The organism is Pseudomonas sp. S30_BP2TU TE3576, assembly GCF_050436025.1.
GTDB lineage: Bacteria > Pseudomonadota > Gammaproteobacteria > Pseudomonadales > Pseudomonadaceae > Aquipseudomonas.
Genome location: NZ_JBNDLK010000001.1, coordinates 4,836,296 through 4,859,763 on the forward strand (window position 1 = coordinate 4,836,296; position 23,468 = coordinate 4,859,763).

The 23,468-nt window shown below is 60.8% G+C and carries 23 protein-coding genes; 20 read left to right on the forward strand and 3 right to left on the reverse strand.

Annotated features, from left to right (window positions below; all coding sequences use genetic code 11):
• Window positions 1-154: 154 nt before the first annotated feature.
• The gene (locus ABIA48_RS22070) at window positions 155-670 is read right to left on the reverse strand and encodes a DUF2062 domain-containing protein (RefSeq protein WP_007987130.1); all 516 of its coding nucleotides are present in this window, start codon (window positions 668-670) and stop codon (window positions 155-157) included.
• 135 nt (window positions 671-805) lie between these two features.
• Between ABIA48_RS22070 and ABIA48_RS22075 the strand changes: the two genes are divergently transcribed.
• The 12 genes from ABIA48_RS22075 (at window position 806) to ABIA48_RS22130 (ending at window position 12,267) form a co-directional block, all read left to right on the forward strand.
• Window positions 806-3,040, forward strand: coding sequence for a DNA internalization-related competence protein ComEC/Rec2 (locus ABIA48_RS22075; RefSeq protein ID WP_429491323.1), 2,235 nt, complete (start codon window positions 806-808; stop codon window positions 3,038-3,040).
• 98 nt (window positions 3,041-3,138) lie between these two features.
• Window positions 3,139-3,774, forward strand: coding sequence for a MotA/TolQ/ExbB proton channel family protein (locus tag ABIA48_RS22080; RefSeq protein WP_204934074.1), 636 nt, complete (start codon window positions 3,139-3,141; stop codon window positions 3,772-3,774).
• Window positions 3,771-4,199, forward strand: coding sequence for an ExbD/TolR family protein (locus ABIA48_RS22085; protein WP_429491325.1), 429 nt, complete (start codon window positions 3,771-3,773; stop codon window positions 4,197-4,199). The genes ABIA48_RS22080 and ABIA48_RS22085 overlap by 4 nt, the downstream gene beginning before the upstream one ends.
• Window positions 4,199-5,209 (forward strand): tetraacyldisaccharide 4'-kinase, encoded by a 1,011-nt coding sequence (gene lpxK / locus ABIA48_RS22090; protein WP_429491327.1) that lies wholly within the window; start codon window positions 4,199-4,201, stop codon window positions 5,207-5,209. Before ABIA48_RS22085 ends, lpxK begins: the two co-directional genes overlap by 1 nt.
• 23 nt (window positions 5,210-5,232) lie before the next feature.
• Window positions 5,233-5,418: a Trm112 family protein gene (locus tag ABIA48_RS22095; RefSeq protein ID WP_003179363.1), complete on the forward strand. Its 186-nt coding sequence runs from the start codon at window positions 5,233-5,235 to the stop codon at window positions 5,416-5,418.
• A complete protein-coding gene (gene kdsB / locus ABIA48_RS22100; RefSeq protein ID WP_429491329.1) occupies window positions 5,415-6,179 on the forward strand; it encodes a 3-deoxy-manno-octulosonate cytidylyltransferase in 765 nt (254 codons plus the stop codon). Before ABIA48_RS22095 ends, kdsB begins: the two co-directional genes overlap by 4 nt.
• Window positions 6,179-6,643 carry a low molecular weight protein-tyrosine-phosphatase gene (locus ABIA48_RS22105; protein ID WP_429491331.1) on the forward strand — a complete coding sequence of 155 codons (465 nt, stop codon included), beginning with the start codon at window positions 6,179-6,181 and terminating at the stop codon, window positions 6,641-6,643. The genes kdsB and ABIA48_RS22105 overlap by 1 nt, the downstream gene beginning before the upstream one ends.
• Window positions 6,640-7,659 carry a UDP-N-acetylmuramate dehydrogenase gene (gene murB, locus ABIA48_RS22110; RefSeq protein WP_429491333.1) on the forward strand — a complete coding sequence of 340 codons (1,020 nt, stop codon included), beginning with the start codon at window positions 6,640-6,642 and terminating at the stop codon, window positions 7,657-7,659. Before ABIA48_RS22105 ends, murB begins: the two co-directional genes overlap by 4 nt.
• Before the next feature lie 240 nt (window positions 7,660-7,899).
• Complete coding sequence (locus ABIA48_RS22115; protein WP_008046998.1) at window positions 7,900-8,370, forward strand: (2Fe-2S)-binding protein; 471 nt, start codon at window positions 7,900-7,902, stop codon at window positions 8,368-8,370.
• On the forward strand, window positions 8,367-10,697 hold the full coding sequence (locus tag ABIA48_RS22120) for a molybdopterin cofactor-binding domain-containing protein (RefSeq protein ID WP_429491335.1): 2,331 nt from the start codon (window positions 8,367-8,369) through the stop codon (window positions 10,695-10,697). Before ABIA48_RS22115 ends, ABIA48_RS22120 begins: the two co-directional genes overlap by 4 nt.
• Complete coding sequence (locus tag ABIA48_RS22125; protein WP_429491337.1) at window positions 10,697-11,680, forward strand: XdhC family protein; 984 nt, start codon at window positions 10,697-10,699, stop codon at window positions 11,678-11,680. The genes ABIA48_RS22120 and ABIA48_RS22125 overlap by 1 nt, the downstream gene beginning before the upstream one ends.
• Window positions 11,677-12,267, forward strand: coding sequence for a nucleotidyltransferase family protein (locus ABIA48_RS22130; RefSeq protein WP_429491338.1), 591 nt, complete (start codon window positions 11,677-11,679; stop codon window positions 12,265-12,267). The genes ABIA48_RS22125 and ABIA48_RS22130 overlap by 4 nt, the downstream gene beginning before the upstream one ends.
• 183 nt (window positions 12,268-12,450) lie before the next feature.
• On the opposite strand, the gene rne is transcribed toward ABIA48_RS22130, so the two are convergent.
• Window positions 12,451-15,654, reverse strand: coding sequence for a ribonuclease E (gene rne, locus ABIA48_RS22135; protein ID WP_429491340.1), 3,204 nt, complete (start codon window positions 15,652-15,654; stop codon window positions 12,451-12,453).
• 702 nt (window positions 15,655-16,356) lie between these two features.
• On the opposite strand from rne, the gene rluC reads away from it, so the two are divergent.
• From rluC to ABIA48_RS22150, 3 genes are read left to right on the forward strand one after another with little or no spacing between them, the layout of a single operon-like run.
• On the forward strand, window positions 16,357-17,319 hold the full coding sequence (gene rluC / locus ABIA48_RS22140; RefSeq protein ID WP_007977058.1) for a 23S rRNA pseudouridine(955/2504/2580) synthase RluC: 963 nt from the start codon (window positions 16,357-16,359) through the stop codon (window positions 17,317-17,319).
• Window positions 17,306-17,968 carry an HAD-IA family hydrolase gene (locus ABIA48_RS22145; RefSeq protein ID WP_310054704.1) on the forward strand — a complete coding sequence of 221 codons (663 nt, stop codon included), beginning with the start codon at window positions 17,306-17,308 and terminating at the stop codon, window positions 17,966-17,968. Before rluC ends, ABIA48_RS22145 begins: the two co-directional genes overlap by 14 nt.
• 24 nt (window positions 17,969-17,992) lie before the next feature.
• The gene (locus tag ABIA48_RS22150) at window positions 17,993-18,982 is read left to right on the forward strand and encodes a S49 family peptidase (protein ID WP_429491342.1); all 990 of its coding nucleotides are present in this window, start codon (window positions 17,993-17,995) and stop codon (window positions 18,980-18,982) included.
• Between the two features lie 202 nt (window positions 18,983-19,184).
• Here the strand turns inward: ABIA48_RS22150 and ABIA48_RS22155 are convergent, their stop codons facing one another.
• A complete protein-coding gene (locus ABIA48_RS22155; protein ID WP_429491344.1) occupies window positions 19,185-19,763 on the reverse strand; it encodes a Maf family protein in 579 nt (192 codons plus the stop codon).
• A gap of 105 nt (window positions 19,764-19,868) precedes the next feature.
• Between ABIA48_RS22155 and ABIA48_RS22160 the strand changes: the two genes are divergently transcribed.
• The 5 genes from ABIA48_RS22160 to fabG all read left to right on the forward strand — a co-directional run bounded on the left by ABIA48_RS22160 (window position 19,869) and on the right by fabG (window position 23,428).
• The gene (locus tag ABIA48_RS22160; RefSeq protein WP_007942001.1) at window positions 19,869-20,396 is read left to right on the forward strand and encodes a YceD family protein; all 528 of its coding nucleotides are present in this window, start codon (window positions 19,869-19,871) and stop codon (window positions 20,394-20,396) included.
• Window positions 20,397-20,409: 13 nt separating this feature from the next.
• A complete protein-coding gene (gene rpmF, locus ABIA48_RS22165) occupies window positions 20,410-20,592 on the forward strand; it encodes a 50S ribosomal protein L32 (RefSeq protein ID WP_003179396.1) in 183 nt (60 codons plus the stop codon).
• Between the two features lie 4 nt (window positions 20,593-20,596).
• Window positions 20,597-21,607 (forward strand): phosphate acyltransferase PlsX, encoded by a 1,011-nt coding sequence (gene plsX, locus ABIA48_RS22170; protein ID WP_204934300.1) that lies wholly within the window; start codon window positions 20,597-20,599, stop codon window positions 21,605-21,607.
• Window positions 21,608-21,732: 125 nt separating this feature from the next.
• Entirely contained in the window at window positions 21,733-22,671 is a 939-nt protein-coding gene (fabD, locus tag ABIA48_RS22175; RefSeq protein ID WP_429491347.1) for an ACP S-malonyltransferase, read from the forward strand.
• Between the two features lie 16 nt (window positions 22,672-22,687).
• Window positions 22,688-23,428 (forward strand): 3-oxoacyl-ACP reductase FabG, encoded by a 741-nt coding sequence (fabG, locus tag ABIA48_RS22180; RefSeq protein WP_007987168.1) that lies wholly within the window; start codon window positions 22,688-22,690, stop codon window positions 23,426-23,428.
• The last annotated feature ends 40 nt before the right edge of the window (window positions 23,429-23,468 follow it).

Below are 23,468 nucleotides of genomic sequence, written 5' to 3' on the forward strand. Positions count from 1 at the left end.
AATACCGAGTCGTCTGTTTCGCGAGCAAGCCCGCTCCCACACTGGATCTATGTAGCACTGAAGATCCCTGTGGGAGCGGGCTTGCCCGCGAAAGCGTCAGCCCAGACACCGCAAAAAAAAAAACGGCCTCCCAAGTGGAGGCCGTTTTGCATTCTCACATCCGGCTCTTCTTGCGCCGCTTCCATTGCCGGGCCACCCACCAGCGCCAGTACATCATCACCAGAAAGTAGGCCAGCGCCCCGAGTACCACTCCCGTCACGACTGAACCCAGCAAGAACGGCTGCCACAACGTCGAGATTTCTCCCCTGATCCATTCCCAGGTCAGCGAGTCCGGCAACTGCCGGGCGGGAACGTCCATCAGCCAGGCGCCGGCCTGGTAGGTGCAGAAGAATACGGCGGGCATGGTGATCGGGTTGGTCAGCCAGACCAGGCTCACGGCAATCGGCATGTTGCCGCGCACGATAATGGCGAGGATGGCCGCGAGCAGCATCTGCAACGGGATCGGCAGGAACGCGGCGAACAGGCCCACTGCCATTGCACGGGCAACGGAGTGGCGATTGAGGTGCCAGAGGTTGGGGTCATGCAACAGCGTGCCGAGAAAGCGTAAGGACTTGTGTTCCCTGATGCTCATCGGGTCTGGCATGTAACGTTTGAATAAGCGCCGGGGCATAAGGCTTCTCGGTCGGTCAAGGCGGCAAGTATGTCTGGATTCTATGAGCTGCCCATTCAGACTTTGTGACAATTATTGACGACGCCCATGCGACGGACGGGCTAAGCCTTGAAGGGTACTCTCAAGGACGGGCTTATGCGCACAGGGATGATGGCGCTGGCGTTGGGTCTGCTGACCTTGCGCTTTTTACCGGCATTGCCGCCGGTCTGGTTGTGGTTGGCGATGCCGGTGGCGGGTTTGATGTTGCTGCCATTCAGAACCTATCCGGTGGCCTTTTACCTGTTCGGTTTGAGTTGGGCCTGCGCGAATGCCCAGTCGGCACTGGATGACCGACTGTCTGCGGGGCTGGACGGCGAAACCCGCTGGGTCGAAGGACGGGTCACGGGGCTGCCCCAGCACGGCGACGCAGTGGTGCGTTTTGAGCTGGCCGACACTCAGTCTCGGCGCACTCATCTGCCGAAGCACTTACGCCTGGCCTGGCATGACGGGCCGCCGGTGAACAGTGGCGAGCGCTGGCGTCTGGCAGTCAAATTGAAGCGCCCGGCCGGGCTCCTCAATCCGCAGGCCTTCGACTATCAAGCCTGGTTGCTGGCACAACGCATCGGGGCGACCGGGAGGGTCAAGGAGGGCGAACGCCTTGTACAAGCCCAATGGGCCTGGCGCGATGGAGTCCGTCAGCGTTTGCAAGCGGTGGATGCCCAAGGGCGAAGCGGCGCGTTGACGGCGTTGGTACTCGGGGACGGCGCCGGGCTGAGTCGCGAAGACTGGCAGGTATTGCAGGATACGGGCACGGTGCATCTGCTGGTTATTTCCGGGCAGCACATCGGTTTGCTGGCCGGGGTGGTGTATCTGTTGATCGCAGGACTGGCCCGCCATGGGCTGTGGCCGAACCGCCTGCCGTGGTTGCCGTGGGCCTGTGGCCTGGCATTCGCCGCTGCGCTCGGTTACGGGATGCTGGCCGGGTTCGAGGTTCCGGTGCAGCGGGCCTGCCTGATGATTGGTCTGGTGTTGTTGTGGCGTCTACGGTTTCGTCATCTCGGCGCCTGGTGGCCGTTGTTGCTGGCGCTCAATGGCGTTTTGTTACTGGATCCGCTGGCGAGTCTGCAACCGGGGTTCTGGTTGTCTTTTGCGGCGGTGGCCATCTTGATTTTCACCTTTGGCGGCCGGTTGGGCCCTTGGCGCTGGTGGCAGACCTGGACCCGTGCGCAATGGCTGATCGCCATCGGTCTGTGCCCGTTGTTGCTGGTGCTGGGGTTGCCGATCAGTGTCAGCGGCCCGTTGGCCAATCTGTGGGCGGTGCCGTGGATCAGCCTGCTGGTATTGCCGCCGGCCTTGCTCGGGACATTGCTGATACCTGTGCCTTACGTGGGGGAGGGCTTGTTGTGGCTGGCGGGCGGTTTGATCGATGGGTTGTTCAGGGGACTGGCGTTGTTGGCGGGAGTGATACCGGCGTGGGTGCCCAGGGCGACTCCTGGGTGGGTATGGGGTCTCGGCGCGTTGGGCGCTTTTCTGCTGTTGTTGCCGCGTGGGGTGCCGCTGCGTCCATTGGGTTGGCCTCTGCTGTTGTTGTTGGTATTTCCACCCCGGTCATTGCTGCCGGAAGGCGTCGCTGAAGTCTGGCAGTTGGACGTGGGGCAGGGATTGGCCGTTCTGGTGCGCACTCGCCATCACACGCTGTTGTATGACACCGGACCACGCATCGGTGATTTTGATCTGGGGGAGCGGGTCGTACTGCCTTCTTTGCGCAAACTGGGGGTGGATGAACTGGATCTGCTGCTGATCAGCCACGCGGACGCCGATCATGCCGGGGGAGCGCGTGCGGTGGCCAATGGCATGCCGATCAAACAGGTGCTCAGTGGCGATCCCCTGGAGTTGCCACAGGAGCTGGGCGCCCAGGCTTGTGAGAGTGAGCGGCAATGGACTTGGGATGGCGTGCAGTTTCGGCTTTGGCAATGGTCTTCCGCCAGCGACCGTAACCAGAAGTCCTGCGTGTTGCAGATCGAAGCCAATGGCGAGCGCCTGCTGTTGACCGGCGATATCGACTCCGCTGCCGAGCGAGCCCTTCTCGACAGTCCATTGGTGGTACCCACCGATTGGCTGACGGCGCCCCATCACGGCAGTCGCAGTTCGTCGTCCATGGCGCTGCTCAATGGCTTGCAACCTAAAACGGTGCTGATCTCGCGCGGCCTGGGCAATGCCTTCGGCCATCCGCATCCCACGGTCGTGGCGCGATATCAAAAGCGCGGAGTGGCGATCTACGACAGTGCTGAACAGGGTGCCATTCGTCTGCAACTGGGGCGCTTCGAACCGCCGTGGACGATGCGTCAGGAACGGCGTTTCTGGCGCGATCCGCCGCCCTTGAATCAGTAACCGAGTGTTATCAAAGCCCGACCGGATGCGCCATCACGGTCTTCGGTGCGCCCACCCCCTATGTTAGAGTGGCGCACTTTTTCGAGGGGACTGTCACTGTGTGGGAATTGGTCAAATCCGGCGGCTGGATGATGCTGCCGATCATTCTGAGCTCCATCGTGGCCATGGCCATCGTCGCCGAACGTCTCTGGACACTGCGCGCCAGCCGCGTGACCCCGGAGCACTTGCTCGGGCAGGTCTGGGTCTGGATCAAGGACAAACAGCTCAATAAAGAAAAACTCAAGGAACTGCGTGCCAACTCGCCTCTGGGCGAGATCCTGGCGGCTGGTCTGGCTAACTCGAAACATGGTCGCGAGATCATGAAGGAGTGCATCGAAGAGGCCGCTGCCCGAGTGATCCACGAGCTGGAGCGCTACATCAACGCGCTGGGCACCATCGCCGCCATGGCGCCGTTGCTGGGTCTGCTGGGTACCGTGTTGGGCATGATCGAAATCTTCAGTTCGTTCATGGGCACAGGCATGACGACCAACGCCGCAGTGCTGGCCGGCGGTATTTCCAAAGCCTTGATTACCACGGCTTCGGGCCTGATCGTCGGTATCCCGTCGGTGTTCTTCCACCGGTTTCTGCAACGGCGCATTGATGAGCTCGTCGTGGGCATGGAGCAGGAAGCCATCAAGCTGGTTGAAGTGGTGCAGGGTGACCGTGACGTTGATCTGGCTGAGGGCAAAGCGTGAAATTCCGCCGCAAGCAACGGGAGAACGTGGACATCAACCTCGTGTCGCTGATCGACGTGGTGTTTGTCCTGCTGCTGTTTTTCGTGGTGACCACCACCTTTACCCGTGAAACCCAGTTGCGTGTCGAGCTGCCGGAAGCGGTCAGTGGCGCATCTGCCGACGACCAGACCCGGCAGCTCGATGTTGCCATCAGTGCCGACGGTGTGTTCTCGGTGAACAACCATGTATTGCCGAAAAGCGACCTGGCCACGTTGATGGAAGCGCTGCAGAAAGAATCCAATGGCGATACCAACCTGCCGCTGTCCATCAGCGCCGACGGCAAGACTCAACATCAGTCCGTCATTACCGCCATGGATGCAGCCGGCAAGCTTGGCTTCAGCCATTTGCGCATGACCACCATCGAGGCGGCGCCCCCCGCGCCCTGATGACCATGTCCGATCGATTACTGGCCGCGTGGTACGCAGGTCATCCGGCCCTGAAGCTGTTGCAGCCACTGGAGTGGCTGTACCGGCGCGTGGTCATGAACAAGCGCAAGCGCTTTCTGGCGGGGGAGGGCGAGATCTATCAACCTCCGGTGCCGTTGATCGTCGTGGGCAACATCACCGTTGGCGGTACTGGCAAGACGCCGCTGATTCTGTGGATGATCCAGCATTGTCAGCGCAGCGGCCTGCGGGTCGGCGTGGTCAGCCGTGGATACGGCGCCAAGCCGCCGCAGTTGCCGTGGCGGGTCGAGGCCGGGCAGAGTGCTGATATCGCCGGTGACGAGCCGTTGCTGATCGTTCAGCGCACGGGTGTGCCGTTGATGATCGACCCCAATCGCAGCAACGCTGTCAAAGCGTTGCTGGCCAGTGAGCCGCTGGACCTGATCCTGTCCGACGACGGCATGCAGCACTACCGCCTGGCCCGTGACCTGGAACTGGTGTTGATCGACGCCGCCCGCGGCCTGGGCAACCGCCGTTGCCTGCCTGCCGGGCCGTTGCGCGAACCGGTCGAGCGCTTGCAAAGCGTCGACGCGGTTCTCTACAACGGTGCCACGGCTGACCGCGAGGATGGTTTTGCCTTTCAATTGCAACCTGTCGCGCTGTTCAATTTGCGCAGCGGCGAGCGGCGTCCCCTCGACCATTTCCCCTCTGGCCAGGCCCTGCACGCGGTGGCCGGCATCGGCAATCCGCAACGTTTCTTCAAGACCCTCGAAACGTTACACTGGCAGCCAGTCCCGCATGCGTTTGCCGACCACGCCGAATACAGCGTGGAGGCTTTGAATTTCACGCCGTCATTGCCGTTGGTGATGACGGAAAAGGATGCGGTGAAATGCCGTGCCTTTGCCGCCGCCGACTGGTGGTATCTGGCGGTTGATGCGGTGCCGTCGCCGGCCTTCGTGGCCTGGTTCGACACACAGCTGATGCGCCTGTTGCCGGCTCGTCTGTTGCCTTAAATCCGTTTTTCCAGGGAATGCTCATGGACACTAAATTGCTCGATATTCTTGCTTGCCCGGTCTGCAAAGGCCCGCTCAAGCTCAGCGCCGACAAGACCGAGCTGATCAGCAAGGGCGCCGGCCTGGCCTACCCGATTCGCGACGGCATCCCGGTGATGCTCGAATCCGAAGCGCGCACCCTGACCACCGACGAGCGCCTGGATAAATGACCACAGCCTTTACTGTCGTCATTCCATCGCGTTATGCCTCCACCCGCCTGCCGGGCAAGCCGCTGCTGCTGATCGCCGGCAAGCCGATGATTCAGCACGTCTGGGAACAGGCAAGCAAAAGCAGCGCCGAGCGGGTGGTGGTTGCCACCGACGACGCGCGCATCGTCGAAGCCTGCAAAGGCTTTGGTGCCGAAGTGGTATTGACCCGTGAAGATCACAATTCCGGCACCGATCGCCTGGCCGAAGTTGCGACGAAGCTGGGCCTGGCGCCCGACGCCATCGTAGTCAACGTCCAGGGCGACGAGCCGCTGATCCCGCCGAACGTGATCGATCAGGTCGCTGCGAACCTGGCCGCCCACACCGAAGCGCGCATGGCCACCCTGGCCGAGCCGATCGAAGACGCGGACACCCTGTTCAATCCCAACGTGGTCAAGGTCGTCAGCGACCTCAATGGCCTGGCGCTGACGTTCAGTCGTTCCACCTTGCCCTGGGCACGGGACGCATTCGCCGTGAACCGTGAGCAGTTGCCGGAAGGTGTGCCGTATCGCCGCCATATCGGCATCTATGCCTACCGCGCCGGTTTCCTGCAGGATTTCGTCAGCTGGGGTCCATGCTGGCTGGAAAACACCGAGTGCCTGGAACAGCTGCGAGCCCTTTGGCACGGCGTGCGCATTCATGTGGCCGACGCACAGATCGCACCGCCAGCCGGTGTCGATACCGTTGAAGACCTTGAGCGCGTTCGTCGCCTGCTGGAGGCGTGATGCGGGTCCTGTTTGTCTGCCTGGGCAACATCTGTCGCTCTCCCACGGCCGAAGGCGTGCTGCGGCACAAGTTGCGTGAAGCGGGGCTGGCCGACCGGGTCGAAGTCGCTTCCGCCGGTACCGGTGACTGGCATGTCGGCAAGGCGCCGGACAAGCGCAGTCAGGCCGCGGCGAAGTTGCGCGGCTATGACTTGTCTGCCCAGCGCGCCCGACAAGTCACCCGCGCCGATTTCGCCACGTACGACCTGATCCTGGCGATGGACAACAGCAACCTGCGCAACCTCAAGGCCTTGCATCCCGCCAAGGGCAAGGCTGAGCTGGACTTGTTCCTGCGCCGTTACCAATCGGAAATCGATGAAGTGCCGGACCCTTACTACGACGGCGAACAAGGCTTCGAGCAGGTGCTGGACCTGATCGAGCGCGCCAGCGATTTGCTGGTGATCGAATTGAAAGGACGGTTATGAGTTTGCAGGTTCAATCGCAGGTTTCGCTCAAGCCGTTCAACAGCTTTGGCGTGGATGTCCAGGCCCGGCTGTTTGCCGAGGCCCATAGCGACGCCGATGTGCGTGAAGCCTTGGCCTATGGGCTGGAATACAAGGTGCCGGTGCTGGTGATCGGCGGTGGCAGCAACCTGCTGCTGACGGCGGATATCGATGCACTGGTGCTGCGCATGGCCACCCGCGGGATTCGCGTGCTGAGCGATGACGGTAGCAAGGTGGTGATTGAAGCCGAGGCGGGTGAGCCTTGGCATCCGTTCGTGCAACACACCTTGGCCCAGGGGTTGTCCGGTCTGGAAAACCTCAGCCTGATTCCCGGTACCGTTGGCGCTGCGCCAATGCAAAACATCGGCGCTTATGGCGTCGAGATCAAAGACGTGTTTGCCGGCCTGACCGCGCTGGATCGCCAGAGCGGCGAACTGCGCGACTTTACACTGCAAGAGTGCAACTTCGCCTACCGTGACAGCCTGTTCAAGCAGGAACCGGGGCGTTGGTTGATCCTGCGTGTGCGTTTCGCCCTCGATCGTGCCGCGCACTTGCACCTCGAGTACGGACCGGTACGTCAGCGCCTGACCGAACAAGGCATCGAGCATCCGACCGCCACCGATGTCAGCCAGGCCATTTGCAGCATCCGCAATGAAAAGCTCCCGGACCCCGCCGTACTCGGCAATGCCGGCAGTTTCTTCAAGAATCCCTTGGTGTCGGCCGCGTTGGCCGCACGAATCAAGGGTGAGTACCCGGATCTGGTGGCTTATGCGCAACCTGATGGCCAGATGAAATTGGCTGCCGGTTGGCTGATTGAACGGGCAGGCTGGAAAGGTTTTCGCGATGCCGACGCGGGTGTTCATAAGCTGCAGGCGCTGGTGCTGGTCAACTATGGCAGCGCAACGGGCCTGCAATTGCTGAACCTGGCGCAGCGCATCCAGAAAGACATTTCAGAACGTTTCCATGTCGACCTGGAAATGGAGCCGAACCGGTATTGAGCTAAGCTTTCCAGACGCATCAAAAAGCCCTGCGCAATGTTTATTGTGCAGGGCTTTTTTGTTAATGCTCGGTTAACTTAGTCAGCTAACGATGCACACACTTGTTCCACCAAAGGCCCGGTGCAGACGTCTGTGTCCGCACAAGAGAGCCTATTAGCCTGAGTCGATCTGCGTGCGACCCACCGAGATCCAGCGGCAGATTGCTCGACCCCATAACTCAAGAACTATGCGGGCGTGCCCATGATTACCCTGAAACTCAACGGTCAAGACCATCAACTCGACGTCACCGAGGATATGCCGCTGCTCTGGGCGATCCGCGACGTGGCCGGTTACAACGGCACCAAATTCGGTTGCGGCATGGGCCTGTGCGGGGCCTGCACCATTCATATCGAAGGGGCTCCGGCGCGTAGTTGCATCACGCCCATCGGTTCAGTCGTCGGACAGAATGTCAGCACCATCGACAACCTGCACGCCGATCCGATCGGCAAAGTCGTGCAGCAAGCCTGGCTCGACACGGCGGTCGCCCAATGCGGTTTCTGCCAGGGCGGGCAAATCATGTCGGCGACGGCCCTGCTCAAGACCAATCCGAACCCGAGCGATGAGCAGATCGAAGAGGCGATGGTCGGCAACATCTGCCGTTGCGGTACCTATAACCGCATCAAGACGGCCATCCGCCAGGCCTCCACTCACCTGAAGGAGGCCAAGGCATGAGCCGGTTACCGAATGATTTTGCCTTGAGCAACCTGAGTCATCTCAGTCGCCGTGGCTTTCTGAAAGGCGTGGGCGCTACCAGTGCGCTGGTATTGGCGGCGAGCTGGGGCTGGCAAGACGCATTTGCTGCAGAGAAAGAGAAAAAATTCGGTGCCGATGGTATGCCCAACGGCTGGGTTGATGATCCCAAGGTCTATGTGAGCATCGCCGCTGATGGCACGGTGACGGTGATTTGCAATCGCTCAGAGATGGGCCAGGGTGTGCGCACCAGTTTGACCATGGTGGTGGCCGATGAACTCGAAGCCGACTGGGCGATGGTCAAGGTGCAGCAGGCACCGGGTGATGAAGTGCGCTTCGGTAACCAGGACACCGACGGCTCGCGCAGCATGCGCCACTGGTACGAACCAATGCGCCGTTGTGGTGCCGCCGCGCGGACCATGCTCGAACAGGCTGCCGCCGCGCAATGGAAAGTGCCGGTCGGTGAATGCCATGCGCAATTGCACAAGGTCGTCCATGAGCCTTCTGGCCGCGAGCTCGGATATGGCGCCCTGGCCTCTGCCGCAAGTGCCTTGCCGGTTCCGGCCCGCGACAGCCTGAAGCTCAAGCAACCCGCACAATTCCGTTATATCGGCAAGGAAGGCAGCAAGGCCATCGACGGTGAAGACATCGTCAACGGTCGTGCTGTGTACGGCGCCGACGTGCATTTCGACGGCATGCTCTATGCCACCATTGCGCGGCCCGCGGTGTATGGCGGCAAAGTCAAAAGCTTCGATGGCAGCGCGGCGATGAAAGTCCCTGGCGTGGTCAAGGTGCTGCAGATCGAAAGCCGGCCTTTGCCTTCGGAGTTTCAACCCCTGGGTGGCATCGCCGTGGTGGCGAGCAATACCTGGGCGGCGATCAAGGGGCGCGAGGCGCTGAAAATCGAGTGGGATGACGGCCCCAACGCCAGTTACGACTCGATTGTCTATCGCAAGGAGCTCGAAGCGGCCTCGCTCAAACCCGGCAAGGTGGTGCGCAATACCGGCAACATCGAAAAGGCCATGACCAACGCCGACAGCACGCTGGAAGCCTCCTACTACTTGCCGCATTTGTCACAGTCGCCGATGGAACCGATGGTCGCCATTGCGCGGTTCAAGGACGGTGCGTGCGAAGCCTGGGGGCCAAGCCAGGCGCCGCAGGTCACGCGGGAACGAATCGGTGAGCGCCTGGGCCTGCCGTTCGACAACGTCACCTTCAACGTGACCCTGCTGGGGGGTGGGTTCGGGCGCAAGTCCAAGCCGGACTTCATCATCGAAGCCGCCATCCTCGCCAAGGAGTTCCCCGGTAAAGCGGTGCGGGTGCAATGGACCCGCGAAGACGACATCCACTGTTCCTACTTCCACACCGTGTCGGCCGAATACCTCAAGGCCAGCCTGAACAAGGATGGCCTGCCTTCCGGCTGGTTGCACCGTACGGTGGCGCCGAGCATCACTGCATTGTTTGCGCCGGGCATGAACCATGAGGCAGCGTTCGAACTGGGCATGGGATTCACCAACATGGCGTATGCGATCCCCAACATTCGCCTGGAAAACCCCGAGGCGACAGTGCATACCCGGGTTGGCTGGTATCGCTCGGTGTCGAACATTCCCCATGGCTTCGCGATCCAGAGTTTTATCGATGAACTGGCGCACAAGGCCGGGGAGGATCCGCTCAAGTACCAGATCAGATTGCTCGGTCCGGACCGTCAGATTGATCCGCGAACCTTGAGTGAAGAGTGGAACTACGGCGAGTCCCCCGAGCGTTATCCGATCGACACGGCGCGCCTGCGCACGGTGCTGGAGACCGCCGCCAAAGCCGCCGGTTGGGGGCGCGAGCTGCCCAAGGGGCGCGGTCTGGGCCTGGCGGTGCATTACAGCTTCGTGACGTATGTGGCGGCGGTGATCGAGGTGGAGGTCAAGGACGACGGTACGCTGGTGGTGCACAAGGCCGACATCGCCGTCGATTGCGGGCCGCAGATCAACCCCGAGCGGATTCGTGCGCAATTCGAGGGGGCCTGTGTCATGGGCCTGGGGAATGCGGTGCTCGGGGAAATCAGCTTCAAGGATGGCAAGGTGCAGCAGGATAACTTCCACATGTACGAAGTGGCACGCATGTCCCTGGCGCCGAAAGAAGTGGCCGTGCATCTGGTGACGCCGCCGGGCGACGTCCCGTTGGGCGGTGTCGGTGAACCGGGCGTGCCACCGATTGCGCCGGCGTTGTGCAACGCGATCTTCGCCGCCACCGGCAAACGCATCCGCAGCCTGCCGGTTCGTTATCAGCTGGCGGGCTGGCAGAAGGCCGAAGACTGATGGACAGCGCTGATCTGAACGTCCTGCGCAGTGTGTTGCAATGGTATCGCGCCGGTCAACGGGTGGTGCTGTACAGCGTGGTCGAAACCTGGGGCACTGCGCCCCGGGCACCCGGCGCCATGCTGGCCTTGCGTGAAGACGGTATGGTGATTGGTTCGGTCTCGGGCGGGTGTGTCGAGGATGACTTGATCGCCCGGCTGCACGATGGCCGCCTTGCGCTTGACGGGCCGCCGGTGCAACTGATCACGTACGGCGTGACCCGCGAGGAAGCCGCACGTTTCGGCTTGCCCTGCGGCGGTACCTTGCGTTTGACCGAGGAACGCATCGACGATGGGGATTGGGTCGAGCAATTGCTCGCCCGTTGTGAGGCCCATGAAATCGTTGCGCGTGAACTGGACCTGGTCACCGGTGAAGTGCTTTTGCAGCCGGCCAGTAAAGCGGACGTGTTGACGTTCGACGGCCAGACCTTGCGCGCAATCTATGGCCCGCGCTGGCGCTTGCTGCTGATCGGCGCAGGGCAGCTGTCGCGCTATGTGGCGGAAATGGCCCGCCTGCTGGATTTCGAGGTGCTGATTTGCGATCCGCGTACCGAGTTCGTCTACGGCTGGGAAGAGCAGCATGGACGATTCGTTTCGGGCATGCCGGATGAGGCGGTATTGAATATCCAGACGGATGAACGCACGGCCATCGTGGCCTTGACCCATGATCCGCGTCTGGACGACATGGCGCTGCTCACGGCCCTGGATTCCAAAGCCTTTTACGTTGGAGCGCTGGGGTCGCGGGTCAACAGCCAGAAGCGCCGGGAAAACCTGGCTCAACTGGGTTTGTCGCAAACGGCGATTGACCGCTTGCATGGTCCGATCGGTTTGCACATCGGCAGTCATAATCCAGCGGAAATTGCCTTGTCGCTGATGGCGGAAATCGTGGCAGTGAAAAATGGCGTCGAGCTGAAACAGAAAAAAATCCTGCAGGAGAGCGTATGAGCGAGTCCATCGGCGTCATCGTGTTGGCGGCGGGGCAGGGCAGCCGGTTTCGTCAGGTGGCGGGCGCTGAAAAGGACAAGTTAGTGGCCGATTGCACCGGGCGTGACGGTGCGGTGCGGTCCGTCATTGAGCACACGTTGGTCAACCTGCCGGCGGCGCTGGGCAAGCGCGTGCTGGTGACGACCGCCGATCGCCCGCAGGTTAGTCGTATGGCTCAGGCCTATGGTTGCGAGATTGTGCTGATCGAGTCGACGGGAATGGGTGACAGCATCGCCGCCGGAGTCGCTGCCTGCAAGCAACTCGATGGCTGGCTGATGGTACTGGGTGATATGCCGTTCATCCTGCCCTCCAGTATCGAGCAAGTGTTGGCGGGTATCAGCGATCACAGTATCTGTGTGCCGGTGCAGGACGGTGAGTATGGGCATCCGGTCGGGTTCGGGCGGGACTTCGCTGCAGGGTTGATGGCGCTATCGGGGGATCGCGGCGCCAAACCGCTGTTTGCCCAAGGGCGGGTGGTTGAAGTGACCGTGGATGATCCCGGCGTGTTGTGGGATGTGGATGTTCCTGAGGCGTTGGACTTCAAGTAATTCCGGAGGTGATCCCCTGTGGGAGCGGGCTTGCTCGCGAAGGCGTCAGGTCAGTCAGTATCAACGTTGAATGACACACCGCTTTCGCGAGCAAGCCCGCTCCCACAAAAAAGCAGAAAGTCATGAGGCATAAAAAAGCCCCGCCTGGGTTCACCAGGCGGGGCTTTTTAGTGGCCGATGGAATCAGACGAGAGGTTTAGGCTCGTGCTCTTTTTCCTGGGCTTGTTCGTGTTGCTCTACCGCTTCCTGAACGGAGCGCGGTGCTTCGTGGATAACCGACTCAGCCGGCTCGGCAGCCACTTCAGCGGCCGGGGCAGGAGCTGCCTCAACCACTTCGGCAGCGACAACCGCTTCAGCCGGAGCAGCAGCGGCAGCCAGTTCGGCTTCCTTCTGCAGACGCTCGGCTTCACGCTTGCGACGACGCACTTCACGTGGGTCGTTAGGTGCACGGCCACTTGGCGTCAGGGCGCTGACAGGAGCGGCTTCGACTACCGGAGCAGGCACCTCGGCAACGACCGGAGCTTCAACGACTGGCGCTTCAACCACCGGCGCTGGAGCCGGTTCTGCGGCGGCAACCACCGGCTCGGATACCATGGCTTCAGCGGCTGGAGCAGCTGTTTCAGCGACGGCTGGCTCGGCGACCCAGTTGAACGCCGTTTGCTCTTCACGTACTTCGCGAACGGTTTCGGTCACGGTTTCGACGACGGCTTCTGCAACCTCGGCGGGTGCTTCAACCGCTGGAGCCGGTTCGGCAGCTGCTTCAACGGCAGGCTGTGCCTCGGGCGCCGGCGCGACTTCGATTTCTGGCAATGCAGTGACTTCGACCGGCGTGGTCGCTTCCACGACTGGCGCTTCGACTGGAGCAGTTTCCAGGGTGGCGGCAGTGGCGCGTTCGGCTTGCACGTTGGCTTCTGCTTCAGCCGGAGCGCTGATCACGCTGCTGGCAACGGCTGCGGTGACAGCCAGGCCGGCGGCCAGATCGGCTACGCTTGGCGCTTCGGCGTTTTCGCCGGACTCGGACTCTTCCGAACCTTCGATCACGTTGCCATTGGCATCACGCTGACGCTCGCGACGGTTGCTGCGACGACGCTGGCCACGGGAACGGCGGCGTGGACGATCGCCTTCGGCGTTTTCCTGACCGTCTTCCTGCAGTTGCTCTTCGTTGGTGGTCAGTTCTTCTTCGGCTGCAGCTGCGGCTACGACAGCTTGCTCGGCACGTGGCTGACGTTCTTCACGCGGCGGGCGTGGAGCGCGCTCTTCACGTGGCTGGCGAGCCGGACGCTCTTCAGTGGTAGCAGCGGCGGCCGGAGCGGCATCCAGAGGTTCGCGCAGTTCACGAACGCGTTCTTCGCGCTCGCCACGTGGCTTGCGATCTTCACGCGGAGCACGCGGTGCACGTTCTTCACGAGGCGCGCGTGGTGCGCGTTCTTCGCGAGCGACGGCCGGCGTTTCTTCACGGGGCTCGCGAGGTTCGCGTACTTCGCGTAGCTGACGTTCCTCACGTGGTGCGCGTTCTTCACGCGGTGCACGCTCTTCGCGAGGCTTGCGCTCTTCATCGCGGCGACCGTTACGGTTGCGGCTCTGCTGGCGACCGTTGCGACGCTCTTCGTTGCGGGCCGGACGCTCGGTGGTTGCAGGCTTTTCGATCACGACCGGAGCAACAGGCTCTTCTTTAGTGGCGAACAGGCTGATCAGCGACTTCACCAGGCCTTTGAACAGGCTTGGTTCCGGTACGGCGACCGGTGCTGGAGCCGGCGCGGCAACTTCGGTCGGAACCGGAGCGTTGGCGCGGGCCGGAGCGGTCTTGACCGCCGCCTCCTGGCGAACCAGGGTGCGGGTCGCAGCGGCTGGCTGGACTTCTTCCACTTCGGCAGCGGCTGCAGCAATTTCGTAGCTGGACTGGTTGGTGGCCGCTTCCGGACTGTCATCACGCAGACGCTGCACTTCGAAATGCGGTGTTTCGAGGTGATCGTTCGGCAGGATGACGATACGGGCACGGGTGCGCAGTTCGATCTTGGTGATCGAGTTGCGTTTTTCGTTGAGCAGGAACGCAGCCACCGGGATCGGCACTTGTGCACGAACTTCGGCGGTACGGTCTTTCAGGGCTTCTTCTTCGATCAGGCGCAGGATCGCCAGGGACAACGATTCAACGTCACGGATGATGCCGGTGCCGTTGCAACGCGGGCAGACGATGCCGCTGCTTTCGCCCAGGGACGGACGCAGGCGCTGACGGGACATTTCCAGCAGGCCGAAGCGCGAGATGCGACCGACTTGCACGCGAGCGCGGTCGGCTTCCAGGCATTCGCGGACTTTCTCTTCCACGGCGCGCTGGTTCTTGGCAGGGGTCATGTCGATGAAGTCGATGACGATCAGGCCGCCGATGTCGCGCAGGCGCAACTGACGGGCGATTTCTTCGGCGGCTTCAAGGTTGGTTTGCAGCGCGGTCTCTTCGATGTCGCTGCCTTTGGTGGCGCGCGCCGAGTTGATGTCGATGGACACCAGGGCTTCGGTCGGATCGATCACGATGGAACCGCCGGAAGGCAGTTCGACAACGCGCTGGAACGCGGTTTCGATCTGGCTTTCGATCTGGAAACGGTTGAACAGCGGAACGCTGTCTTCGTACAGCTTGATCTTGCTGGCGTACTGCGGCATTACCTGGCGGATGAAGGTCAGGGCTTCGTCCTGGGCTTCAACGCTGTCGATCAGCACTTCGCCGATGTCCTGGCGCAGGTAGTCGCGGATCGCGCGGATGATCACGTTGCTTTCCTGGTAGATCAGGAACGGCGCGGCGCGATCCAGCGAGGCTTCTTTGATGGCTGTCCACAGTTGCAACAGGTAGTCGAGGTCCCATTGCATTTCTTCGCTGCTGCGGCCCAGGCCGGCAGTGCGCACGATCAGGCCCATGTCGGCCGGGGCAACCAGGCCGTTCAGGGCTTCACGCAGTTCATTGCGCTCTTCGCCTTCGATGCGACGGGAAATACCGCCGGCACGCGGGTTGTTCGGCATCAGCACCAGGTAACGACCGGCCAGGCTGATGAAAGTGGTCAGGGCGGCGCCCTTGTTGCCACGTTCTTCTTTTTCGACCTGAACGATGACTTCCTGGCCTTCGCTCAGGACGTCCTTGATGTTGACGCGACCTTCCGGGGCTTTCTTGAAGTATTCGCGGGAGATTTCTTTGAGGGGCAGGAAGCCGTGGCGCTCAGAGCCGAAATCGACAAAGGCAGCCTCAAGGCTTGGTTCGATGCGAGTAATCCGGCCTTTATAGATGTTGGCCTTCTTCTGCTCGCGTGCACCGGATTCGATGTCCAGGTCGTAGAGGCGCTGGCCATCTACCAGTGCAACACGCAACTCTTCGGGTTGAGTTGCGTTAATCAGCATTCTTTTCATGTAGTACCGTCGGTTTCCGGGCTGCCGGAAACGGCGTTCGGCACACACGACTTCTCACGGTCGGTGTCAGGTGCGTCGGGAGTGGTTGGCCATTTCCCGTGTCCAGCGAAGTCCGGCCAATGTGGGCCTTCATCGCGACGTACGCGTCCTGCTTGCTGTGGCTACTTAAGCACTCAGTCAGGAGGAGGAATCAACCAGCGGCTGTGGACGAGATGAAGCGTCTTGAGAAAGCCTGTTGCTACACAGTCCGGCGGTTGTGCATCTCCACCCTACACGTATCCCTGATAATTCGGGTGCTGCCGCGCGCAGAATCCGCAGCGGGTTGGCATTTACCGTGAGCTCCGAAAGGGGAGGTCACGCATCATGGCTAATTTAGGCGTTGTTTCCGATGTTTTCGCTCGGGGTCATTCGCAAATGACTGCACTTTGTGAACTGGCCGTGAATATGGCTCGCAAAACGAGTGAAAAACTCTGCTTTGTGGCGTGATTCAGGCCTCATGTCACCTGCGCTCGTTACACCTGCAAATTCCACCGTTACGTAGCGAAAGCCCCGTAGGACGGCCTCGCGTCCTGGTGAATTGCGTTGGTCAGGGCCGGTTTTTGACCGTTGGTCCGCTGTCCAGGCCGCTTTTGGCGACGTTCGCGACTATAGCAGTAATGATTAAGTGCTTCAATTCCATAAAAAATTGTTATCATCCGCGCCATGACGACGACTACCCCCCCGACTCCAGGCGTACAACTGCTTGAGGTCTCGCCGGAATATGCCGGCCAACGTATTGATAACTTCCTTCTCGCCCGGCTCAAAGGCGTGCCCAAGACCTTGATTTATCGCATTTTGCGCAAGGGCGAAGTGCGCGTGAACAAAGGTCGGATCAAGCCCGAGTACAAGCTGCAGGCGGGCGATATCGTGCGCGTGCCGCCGGTTCGCGTGCCCGAGCGCGACGAGCCGGTGCCGCTGGCGCAGGGGCTGTTGCAGCGACTCGAAGCGTCGATTGTCTTCGAAGACAAGGCGCTGATCGTGATCAACAAGCCCGCCGGCATTGCGGTTCATGGCGGTAGCGGCCTGACTTTCGGGGTGATTGAAGCCTTTCGTCAGTTGCGCCCCGATTGCAAGGAGCTCGAACTGGTTCACCGTCTCGACCGTGATACGTCCGGCCTGTTGATGATCGCCAAGAAGCGCAGCATGTTGCGCCACTTGCACACCGCGTTGCGCGGTGATGGCGTCGACAAGCGCTACATGGCGCTGGTCCGCGGTAACTGGGCGAGCTCGATCAAGCAAGTCCGTGCATCGCTGGGCAAGAGCAATCTGCGCTCCGGCGAACGCATGGTCGAGGTCGACGAGGAGGAGGGGAAGGAGTCCGTGACCGTGTTCAAGGTCCTGCGCCGCTTCGGCGATTTTGCCACCCTGATCGAAGCCAAGCCGATTACTGGCCGGACTCACCAGATCCGCGTCCATACCTTGCACGCCGGGCATTGCATCGCTGGCGACACCAAGTATGGCGACGAAGGTTTCAGCAAGGAAATCCGCGATCTGGGCGGCAAGCGCCTGTTCCTGCATGCCTACATGCTGACCGTGCCGTTGCCGGATGGTGGCGAATTGAAGTTGCAGGCGCCGGTTGACGAGATGTGGGCCAAGACTGTGGAGCGATTGAGTGCGCCCATCTGATTACAAGCTGCTGATCTTCGATTGGGACGGCACTCTGGCCGACTCCATCGGTCGGATTGTCGAGGCGATGCACGTTGCCTCGCAGCGCTCCGGATTCGAACAGCGCGATGATTTTGCCGTGAAAGGCATCATCGGTCTGGGTTTGCCGGAAGCGATCCGCACCCTGTATCCCGAGATCGGTGACGCCGAGCTGATCGCGTTCCGCGAGCACTATGCCGAACATTACATTGCGTCGGAGGCTGTGCCTTCGCCGCTGTTCGAGGGCGTGGTCGAGTCGCTCGAGGCATTTCGTGCCGAGGGTTATCATCTGGCCGTGGCGACCGGCAAGGCCCGTCGCGGGCTGGATCGGGTGTTGAAATCCCATGGCTGGGAAAATTACTTCGATATCACCCGCGCAGCTGACGAGACCGCCAGCAAGCCCCATCCGTTGATGCTCGAGCAAATTCTCGCGCATTGCGAGGTTCGCCCGGAACAGGCGTTGATGGTCGGTGATTCGTCCTTTGATTTGCAGATGGCGCGCAACGCCGGCATGGGCTCGGTGGCTGTCAGTTATGGCGCTCAATCGATTGAAGCGTTGAAGTTGTATGAGCCGCAACTGGCCATCGACCGCTTTTCTGAATTGCATGCCTGGCTGAGTCAGCGGGCTTAACCGGTTGTTTTTGGGGTGGATGGCATGACCGACGAATGGAAGGCGCCCGCCAAGGCGAATGCAGAGAGCGGTGACGACAGAAGCTGGAAGCTGCTGGAAAAGACACTGCTGGCCGGCGTGCAGGAGCAGCGTCGGTCCCGTCGCTGGGGAATATTCTTCAAGCTTCTGACTTTTGTGTATCTGTTTGGCGCAATTGTTCTGTTTTCGCCGCTGATGGATATGGAGAAGGCTGCTACCCGCAGTGCCCATTACACGGCGCTGATCGATGTGACAGGCATGATTGCCGACAAGGAGCCGGCCAGCGCAGACAATATCGTTGGCAGCCTGCGTGCGGCTTTCGAGGACGAGAAGGTCAAGGGTGTCGTCCTGCGCATCAACAGCCCGGGCGGCAGTCCGGTGCAGTCGGGTTATGTCTACGACGAGATCCGTCGTCTGCGCGGCCTGCATCCGGACATCAAGCTGTATGCGGTCATTTCCGACCTGGGGGCTTCCGGTGCTTACTACATCGCCAGCGCGGCGGACCAGATCTACGCCGACAAGGCGAGCCTGGTCGGTTCTATCGGCGTGACGGCGGCAGGCTATGGTTTTGTCGGCACCATGGAGAAGCTGGGCGTCGAGCGTCGCACTTACACCTCTGGCGAGCACAAGTCGTTCCTCGATCCGTTCCAGCCAGAGAAACCGGAAGAAACCGCCTTCTGGCAGGGCGTGCTCGATACGACTCACAGGCAGTTCATCAATAGCGTCAAGCAAGGGCGTGGCGATCGCCTGAAGGATAAAGAGCATCCGGAGCTGTTTTCCGGTCTGGTCTGGTCGGGCGAGCAGGCGCTGCCACTGGGGTTGATCGATGGGCTGGGTAATGCCAGTTCGGTCGCGCGGGATGTGATTGGCGAGAAAGAGCTGGTGGACTTTACCGTTCAGGAGTCGCCATTCGATCGCTTCTCGAAAAAACTCGGTGCCAGCGTGGCTGAGCATTTGGCGATGTGGATGGGCTTTAACGGTCCGTCGCTGCGCTAATTTTCAGCGTGTAGAGAAACCGGCCCAAGTGGCCGGTTTTTTCGTTTGAACGCAGTCTCTGTAGCAGCTGGCGAAGCCTGCGTTCGAGTGCGCAGCGCTCGCAATTCCGGTGCGCGATTTGCCTGTAAGGTCGCGGTGGATGTCTTGGCGAGTGCTTCGCACTCGAACGCAGGCTTCGCCAGCTGCTACATGTTTGTTGTAATCAGGGGATTCGTACGCCTTCGGCGAGCAGCATGTCCACGAGGCGAATCAAGGGCAGGCCGACGAGGCTGGTAGCGTCCGGACCTTCGGTGCTTTGAAACAGGCTGGCCCCCAGGCCTTCGGCCTTGAAGCTGCCTGCGCAATCGTAGGGCTGCTCGGCGTGCAGGTAACGCTCGATGCGGGTCGCGTCGAGTGTGCGCATGTGTACGGTGAACGGCACGCAATCGACCTGGCAGTGCCCGCTCTGGCTGTTGAGCAAGGCCAGGCCGGTCAGGAAGGTCACGCTGGCACCGCTGGAGGCCAGCAGTTGTTCGCGGGCTTTTTCGAATGTGTGGGGCTTGCCGATAATCCGGTCTCCCAGCACGGCGACCTGGTCAGAGCCGATTATCAGATGAGCGGTATGGCTGTCGGCCAGCGCCCGTGCTTTCTCTTCGGCAAGGCGCTTGACCAGCTCGATGGCGGATTCGCCCGGGCGATGGCTTTCGTCGATATCCGGCGAGCTGCAAGTGAAAGGCAGCTGCAAGCGGGTCAGCAATTCCCGGCGATAGACCGAGCCGGAAGCGAGTAATAAGGGCAGCATGCGCATCTCCAAAAGACAGGTGCGAATTCTAGCGAGGCTTCCAAGTGGCGGACAGGGCTGAATTTCCTTTGACATGGGCGGGTGCATCCCTATAATGCTGCGCCTATGTTGAATGACCCGATTCCACCTCACGTTGACCCGCGCAAATTGGCTGATCGTGGCACCACCCTTCAAGGTGAAATGCTGCTGGCCGATTTGGAGAGACTCTGCGACCCGCTTTCCGACAATGTCGGTACGGTGCAGGCTAAATTCGTTTTTGAACGAGATGAACGTAAATCTGTGGTCATCCACAGCTTTATCGACACTGAAGTCAAAATGGTTTGCCAGCGTTGTCTTGAGCTGGTCACCCTGCCGATCCACAGCGAATGCAGTTACGCTGTGGTGAAGGAGGGTGCGAATACCCAGTCGTTGCCGAAAGGTTATGACGTGCTGGAACTGGGCGAAGATCCTTTGGATCTGCAGTCACTGATCGAGGAGGAGCTTCTGCTCGCCTTGCCCATTGTGCCTGCTCATCATCCGGAAGAATGCCAGCAGCCGGCGGGAGCAGATGAGCCCGAACCGAGCGAGGACGAGGTAACGCGGTCCAACCCGTTCAGTGTATTGGCGCAGTTAAAGCGTGACCCAAACGTTTAGGAGTTAATCAATTATGGCTGTTCAGCAGAACAAAAAATCCCGCTCTGCCCGTGACATGCGCCGTTCGCACGACGCTCTCGAGGCTAGCACCCTGTCTGTAGAAAAAACCACCGGTGAAGTTCACCTGCGTCACCACGTATCGCCAGAAGGCGTATACCGTGGCCGTAAAGTGATCGACAAGGGCGCTGACGAGTAATCACTTGTCCGCTCAAGTCATCGCGATTGACGCAATGGGCGGGGACTTCGGTCCCCGCAGCATTGTCCAGGCCAGCCTTGCTTGCCTGTCTGCTACGCCCTCGCTTTACCTGACCCTCGTCGGTCAACCCTCCCTCCTTGAAGAATTGATCGCTGGCCAATCGGCTGTGGATCGCGCGCGCCTGTCGATTGCCCCGGCGAGCGAAGTCATTACCATGGACGAAAAACCCGCCCAGGCCTTGCGTGGCAAGCCTGATTCGTCGATGCGCGTGGCGCTTGAGCTGCTGCGCGACGGTAAAGTCCAGGCCTGTGTCAGTGCCGGCAATACCGGGGCGCTGATGGCGTTGTCGCGGTTCGTGCTCAAAACCCTGCCGGGTATTGACCGTCCGGCCATGGTGGCGGCGATCCCGACACAAAAGGGTTACTGCCAATTACTCGACCTGGGTGCCAACGTCGATTGCAGTGCCGAGCATCTGTTGCAGTTTGCAGTGATGGGCTCGGTGGCTGCGGAGACGTTGGGCATTAGCCGTCCACGGGTGGCGTTGCTGAATATCGGCACCGAAGATATCAAGGGCAATCAACAGGTCAAGCTGGCAGCGACGTTGTTGCAAAGCGCCCGGGGCATCAATTACATCGGCTTTATCGAAGGTGACGGTTTGTACCGTGGCGAAGCGGATGTGGTGGTGTGTGACGGTTTTGTCGGCAACATCCTGCTCAAATCCAGCGAAGGCCTGGCGACCATGATTGCCGGGCGCATCGAGGCGTTGTTCAGAAAGAACGTGGCCTCTCGCGTGGTCGGCGCGCTGGCGCTGCCCTTGATGAAGCGTCTGCAGGCTGATCTGGCGCCTGCACGACACAACGGTGCGAGCTTTCTCGGATTGCAGGGAATTGTAGTGAAAAGCCACGGTTCTGCCGGGGTTCAGGGTTTTCAAAGTGCCATTCAGCGAGCCTTGATCGAGATTCAGGAGAATCTTCCCGAGCGCCTGCACGGCCGTCTGGAGGATTTGTTGCCTTAGGTGTTTTCGTCGGACAATGCTTAAATGTGACCGCTTGGTTCGATGGGCCATCCAACTGTCAGTTTCTTGCGTCCCCCAAGCGGGACGCCAACTCTCCGACGACAAGATCATTAGGGGCTTGTTACATGTCTGCTTCCCTCGCATTCGTCTTCCCGGGACAGGGTTCGCAGTCCCTCGGCATGCTGGCCGAGTTGGGCGCACAACATCCGGTTGTCCTTGAAACATTCAAAGAAGCTTCCGATGCACTGGGTTACGACCTGTGGGCATTGACCCAGCAAGGGCCGGAAGAGCAACTCAATCAAACCGATAAAACCCAACCGGCCATTCTGACCGCCTCTATCGCCCTGTGGCGTCTTTGGTTGGCGGAAGGTGGTGCGCGCCCGGCTTATGTTGCCGGGCACAGTCTGGGCGAATACAGCGCGCTGGTTGCTGCCGGTAGCCTGAAGCTGGCAGACGCGGTGAAGCTCGTTGAGCGTCGCGGCCAACTGATGCAGGAAGCGGTTCCAGCCGGGCAGGGTGGCATGGCTGCCATCCTCGGTCTGGAAGATGCTGATGTGCTGGCTGCCTGTGCCGAAGCGGCACAGGGCGAAGTGGTCAGCGCCGTCAACTTCAATTCCCCGGGCCAGGTGGTGATTGCCGGCGCCAAGGCTGCCGTTGATCGCGCCATCGAAGGCTGCAAGGCCCGTGGTGCGAAGCGTGCCATGCCGTTGCCGGTCAGCGTGCCATCCCACTGCGAACTGATGCGGCCGGCTGCCGAGCGTTTCGCCGAATCGATCGCCGCGATCGACTGGCAGGCACCGCAGATTCCCGTGGTCCAGAACGTCAGTGCCGAAGTGCCGGCCGATCTGGAAACCCTCAAGCGTGATCTGCTCGAACAGCTGTACAAGCCAGTACGCTGGGTCGAATCGGTACAGGCGCTGGCAGCCAGGGGCGCGACCAGTCTGGTCGAGTGCGGCCCAGGCAAAGTGCTGGCCGGCCTGAACAAGCGTTGCGCCGAAGGCGTGTCGACATCCAACCTCAATACCCCAGACGCTTTCGCTGCCGCCCGTGCAGCGTTGGCCTGAATCAGGAGAAGCTTGCATGAGTCTGCAAGGTAAAGTTGCACTGGTCACCGGTGCCAGCCGTGGTATCGGCCAGGCTATCGCCCTGGAACTGGGTCGTCAGGGCGCCATCGTTGTGGGTACCGCGACCTCCGCGTCGGGCGCCGAGCGTATTGCCGCGACCCTGAAGGAAAACGGTATTCAAGGCACCGGCCTGGAGCTCAATGTCACCAGCGACGAGTCCGTGGCAAGTGTCCTGGCAAGCATTCAGGAGCAGTTCGGTGCGCCGGCGATCCTGGTCAACAATGCCGGCATCACCCGCGATAACCTGATGATGCGCATGAAAGACGACGAGTGGCATGACGTTGTCGATACCAACCTGAACAGTCTGTTCCGCCTGTCCAAAGGCGTTTTGCGCGGCATGACCAAAGCGCGCTGGGGCCGAATTATCAGTATTGGCTCGGTTGTGGGTGCCATGGGCAACGCAGGCCAAGTAAACTACGCTGCCGCCAAGGCCGGCCTGGAAGGTTTCAGTCGTGCTCTGGCGCGTGAAGTCGGTTCGCGTTCGATTACGGTAAACTCGGTGGCCCCAGGGTTCATCGATACCGATATGACCCGTGAACTGCCCGAGGCGCAGCGTGAAGCCTTGCAGACGCAGATTCCGCTGGGTCGTCTGGGGCAAGCTCAAGAGATCGCGTCCGTGGTCGCTTTTCTTGCGTCGGACGGTGCGGCTTACGTTACCGGAGCTACAATCCCGGTGAACGGCGGGATGTACATGTAATTCAAATGTGACGGATTGCTTCAAAAAAATGTCATACGAG

Excerpts from the sequence above, each read along its gene's own strand:
- ABIA48_RS22095 (WP_003179363.1), top strand. The coding sequence starts at position 5,233 with ATGGACACTAAATTGCTCGATATTCTTGCTTGCCCGGTCTGCAAAGGC.
- murB (WP_429491333.1), top strand. The coding sequence starts at position 6,640 with ATGAGTTTGCAGGTTCAATCGCAGGTTTCGCTCAAGCCGTTCAACAGC.
- ABIA48_RS22160 (WP_007942001.1), top strand. The coding sequence starts at position 19,869 with ATGTTGAATGACCCGATTCCACCTCACGTTGACCCGCGCAAATTGGCT.
- ABIA48_RS22155 (WP_429491344.1), bottom strand. The coding sequence starts at position 19,763 with ATGCTGCCCTTATTACTCGCTTCCGGCTCGGTCTATCGCCGGGAATTG.
- ABIA48_RS22115 (WP_008046998.1), top strand. The coding sequence starts at position 7,900 with ATGATTACCCTGAAACTCAACGGTCAAGACCATCAACTCGACGTCACC.
- rluC (WP_007977058.1), top strand. The coding sequence starts at position 16,357 with ATGACGACGACTACCCCCCCGACTCCAGGCGTACAACTGCTTGAGGTC.
- rne (WP_429491340.1), bottom strand. The coding sequence starts at position 15,654 with ATGAAAAGAATGCTGATTAACGCAACTCAACCCGAAGAGTTGCGTGTT.
- ABIA48_RS22130 (WP_429491338.1), top strand. The coding sequence starts at position 11,677 with ATGAGCGAGTCCATCGGCGTCATCGTGTTGGCGGCGGGGCAGGGCAGC.
- fabD (WP_429491347.1), top strand. The coding sequence starts at position 21,733 with ATGTCTGCTTCCCTCGCATTCGTCTTCCCGGGACAGGGTTCGCAGTCC.
- ABIA48_RS22125 (WP_429491337.1), top strand. The coding sequence starts at position 10,697 with ATGGACAGCGCTGATCTGAACGTCCTGCGCAGTGTGTTGCAATGGTAT.
- fabG (WP_007987168.1), top strand. The coding sequence starts at position 22,688 with ATGAGTCTGCAAGGTAAAGTTGCACTGGTCACCGGTGCCAGCCGTGGT.
- ABIA48_RS22075 (WP_429491323.1), top strand. The coding sequence starts at position 806 with ATGCGCACAGGGATGATGGCGCTGGCGTTGGGTCTGCTGACCTTGCGC.
- ABIA48_RS22120 (WP_429491335.1), top strand. The coding sequence starts at position 8,367 with ATGAGCCGGTTACCGAATGATTTTGCCTTGAGCAACCTGAGTCATCTC.
- ABIA48_RS22150 (WP_429491342.1), top strand. The coding sequence starts at position 17,993 with ATGACCGACGAATGGAAGGCGCCCGCCAAGGCGAATGCAGAGAGCGGT.
- ABIA48_RS22105 (WP_429491331.1), top strand. The coding sequence starts at position 6,179 with ATGCGGGTCCTGTTTGTCTGCCTGGGCAACATCTGTCGCTCTCCCACG.
- rpmF (WP_003179396.1), top strand. The coding sequence starts at position 20,410 with ATGGCTGTTCAGCAGAACAAAAAATCCCGCTCTGCCCGTGACATGCGC.
- lpxK (WP_429491327.1), top strand. The coding sequence starts at position 4,199 with ATGACCATGTCCGATCGATTACTGGCCGCGTGGTACGCAGGTCATCCG.
- ABIA48_RS22070 (WP_007987130.1), bottom strand. The coding sequence starts at position 670 with ATGCCCCGGCGCTTATTCAAACGTTACATGCCAGACCCGATGAGCATC.
- kdsB (WP_429491329.1), top strand. The coding sequence starts at position 5,415 with ATGACCACAGCCTTTACTGTCGTCATTCCATCGCGTTATGCCTCCACC.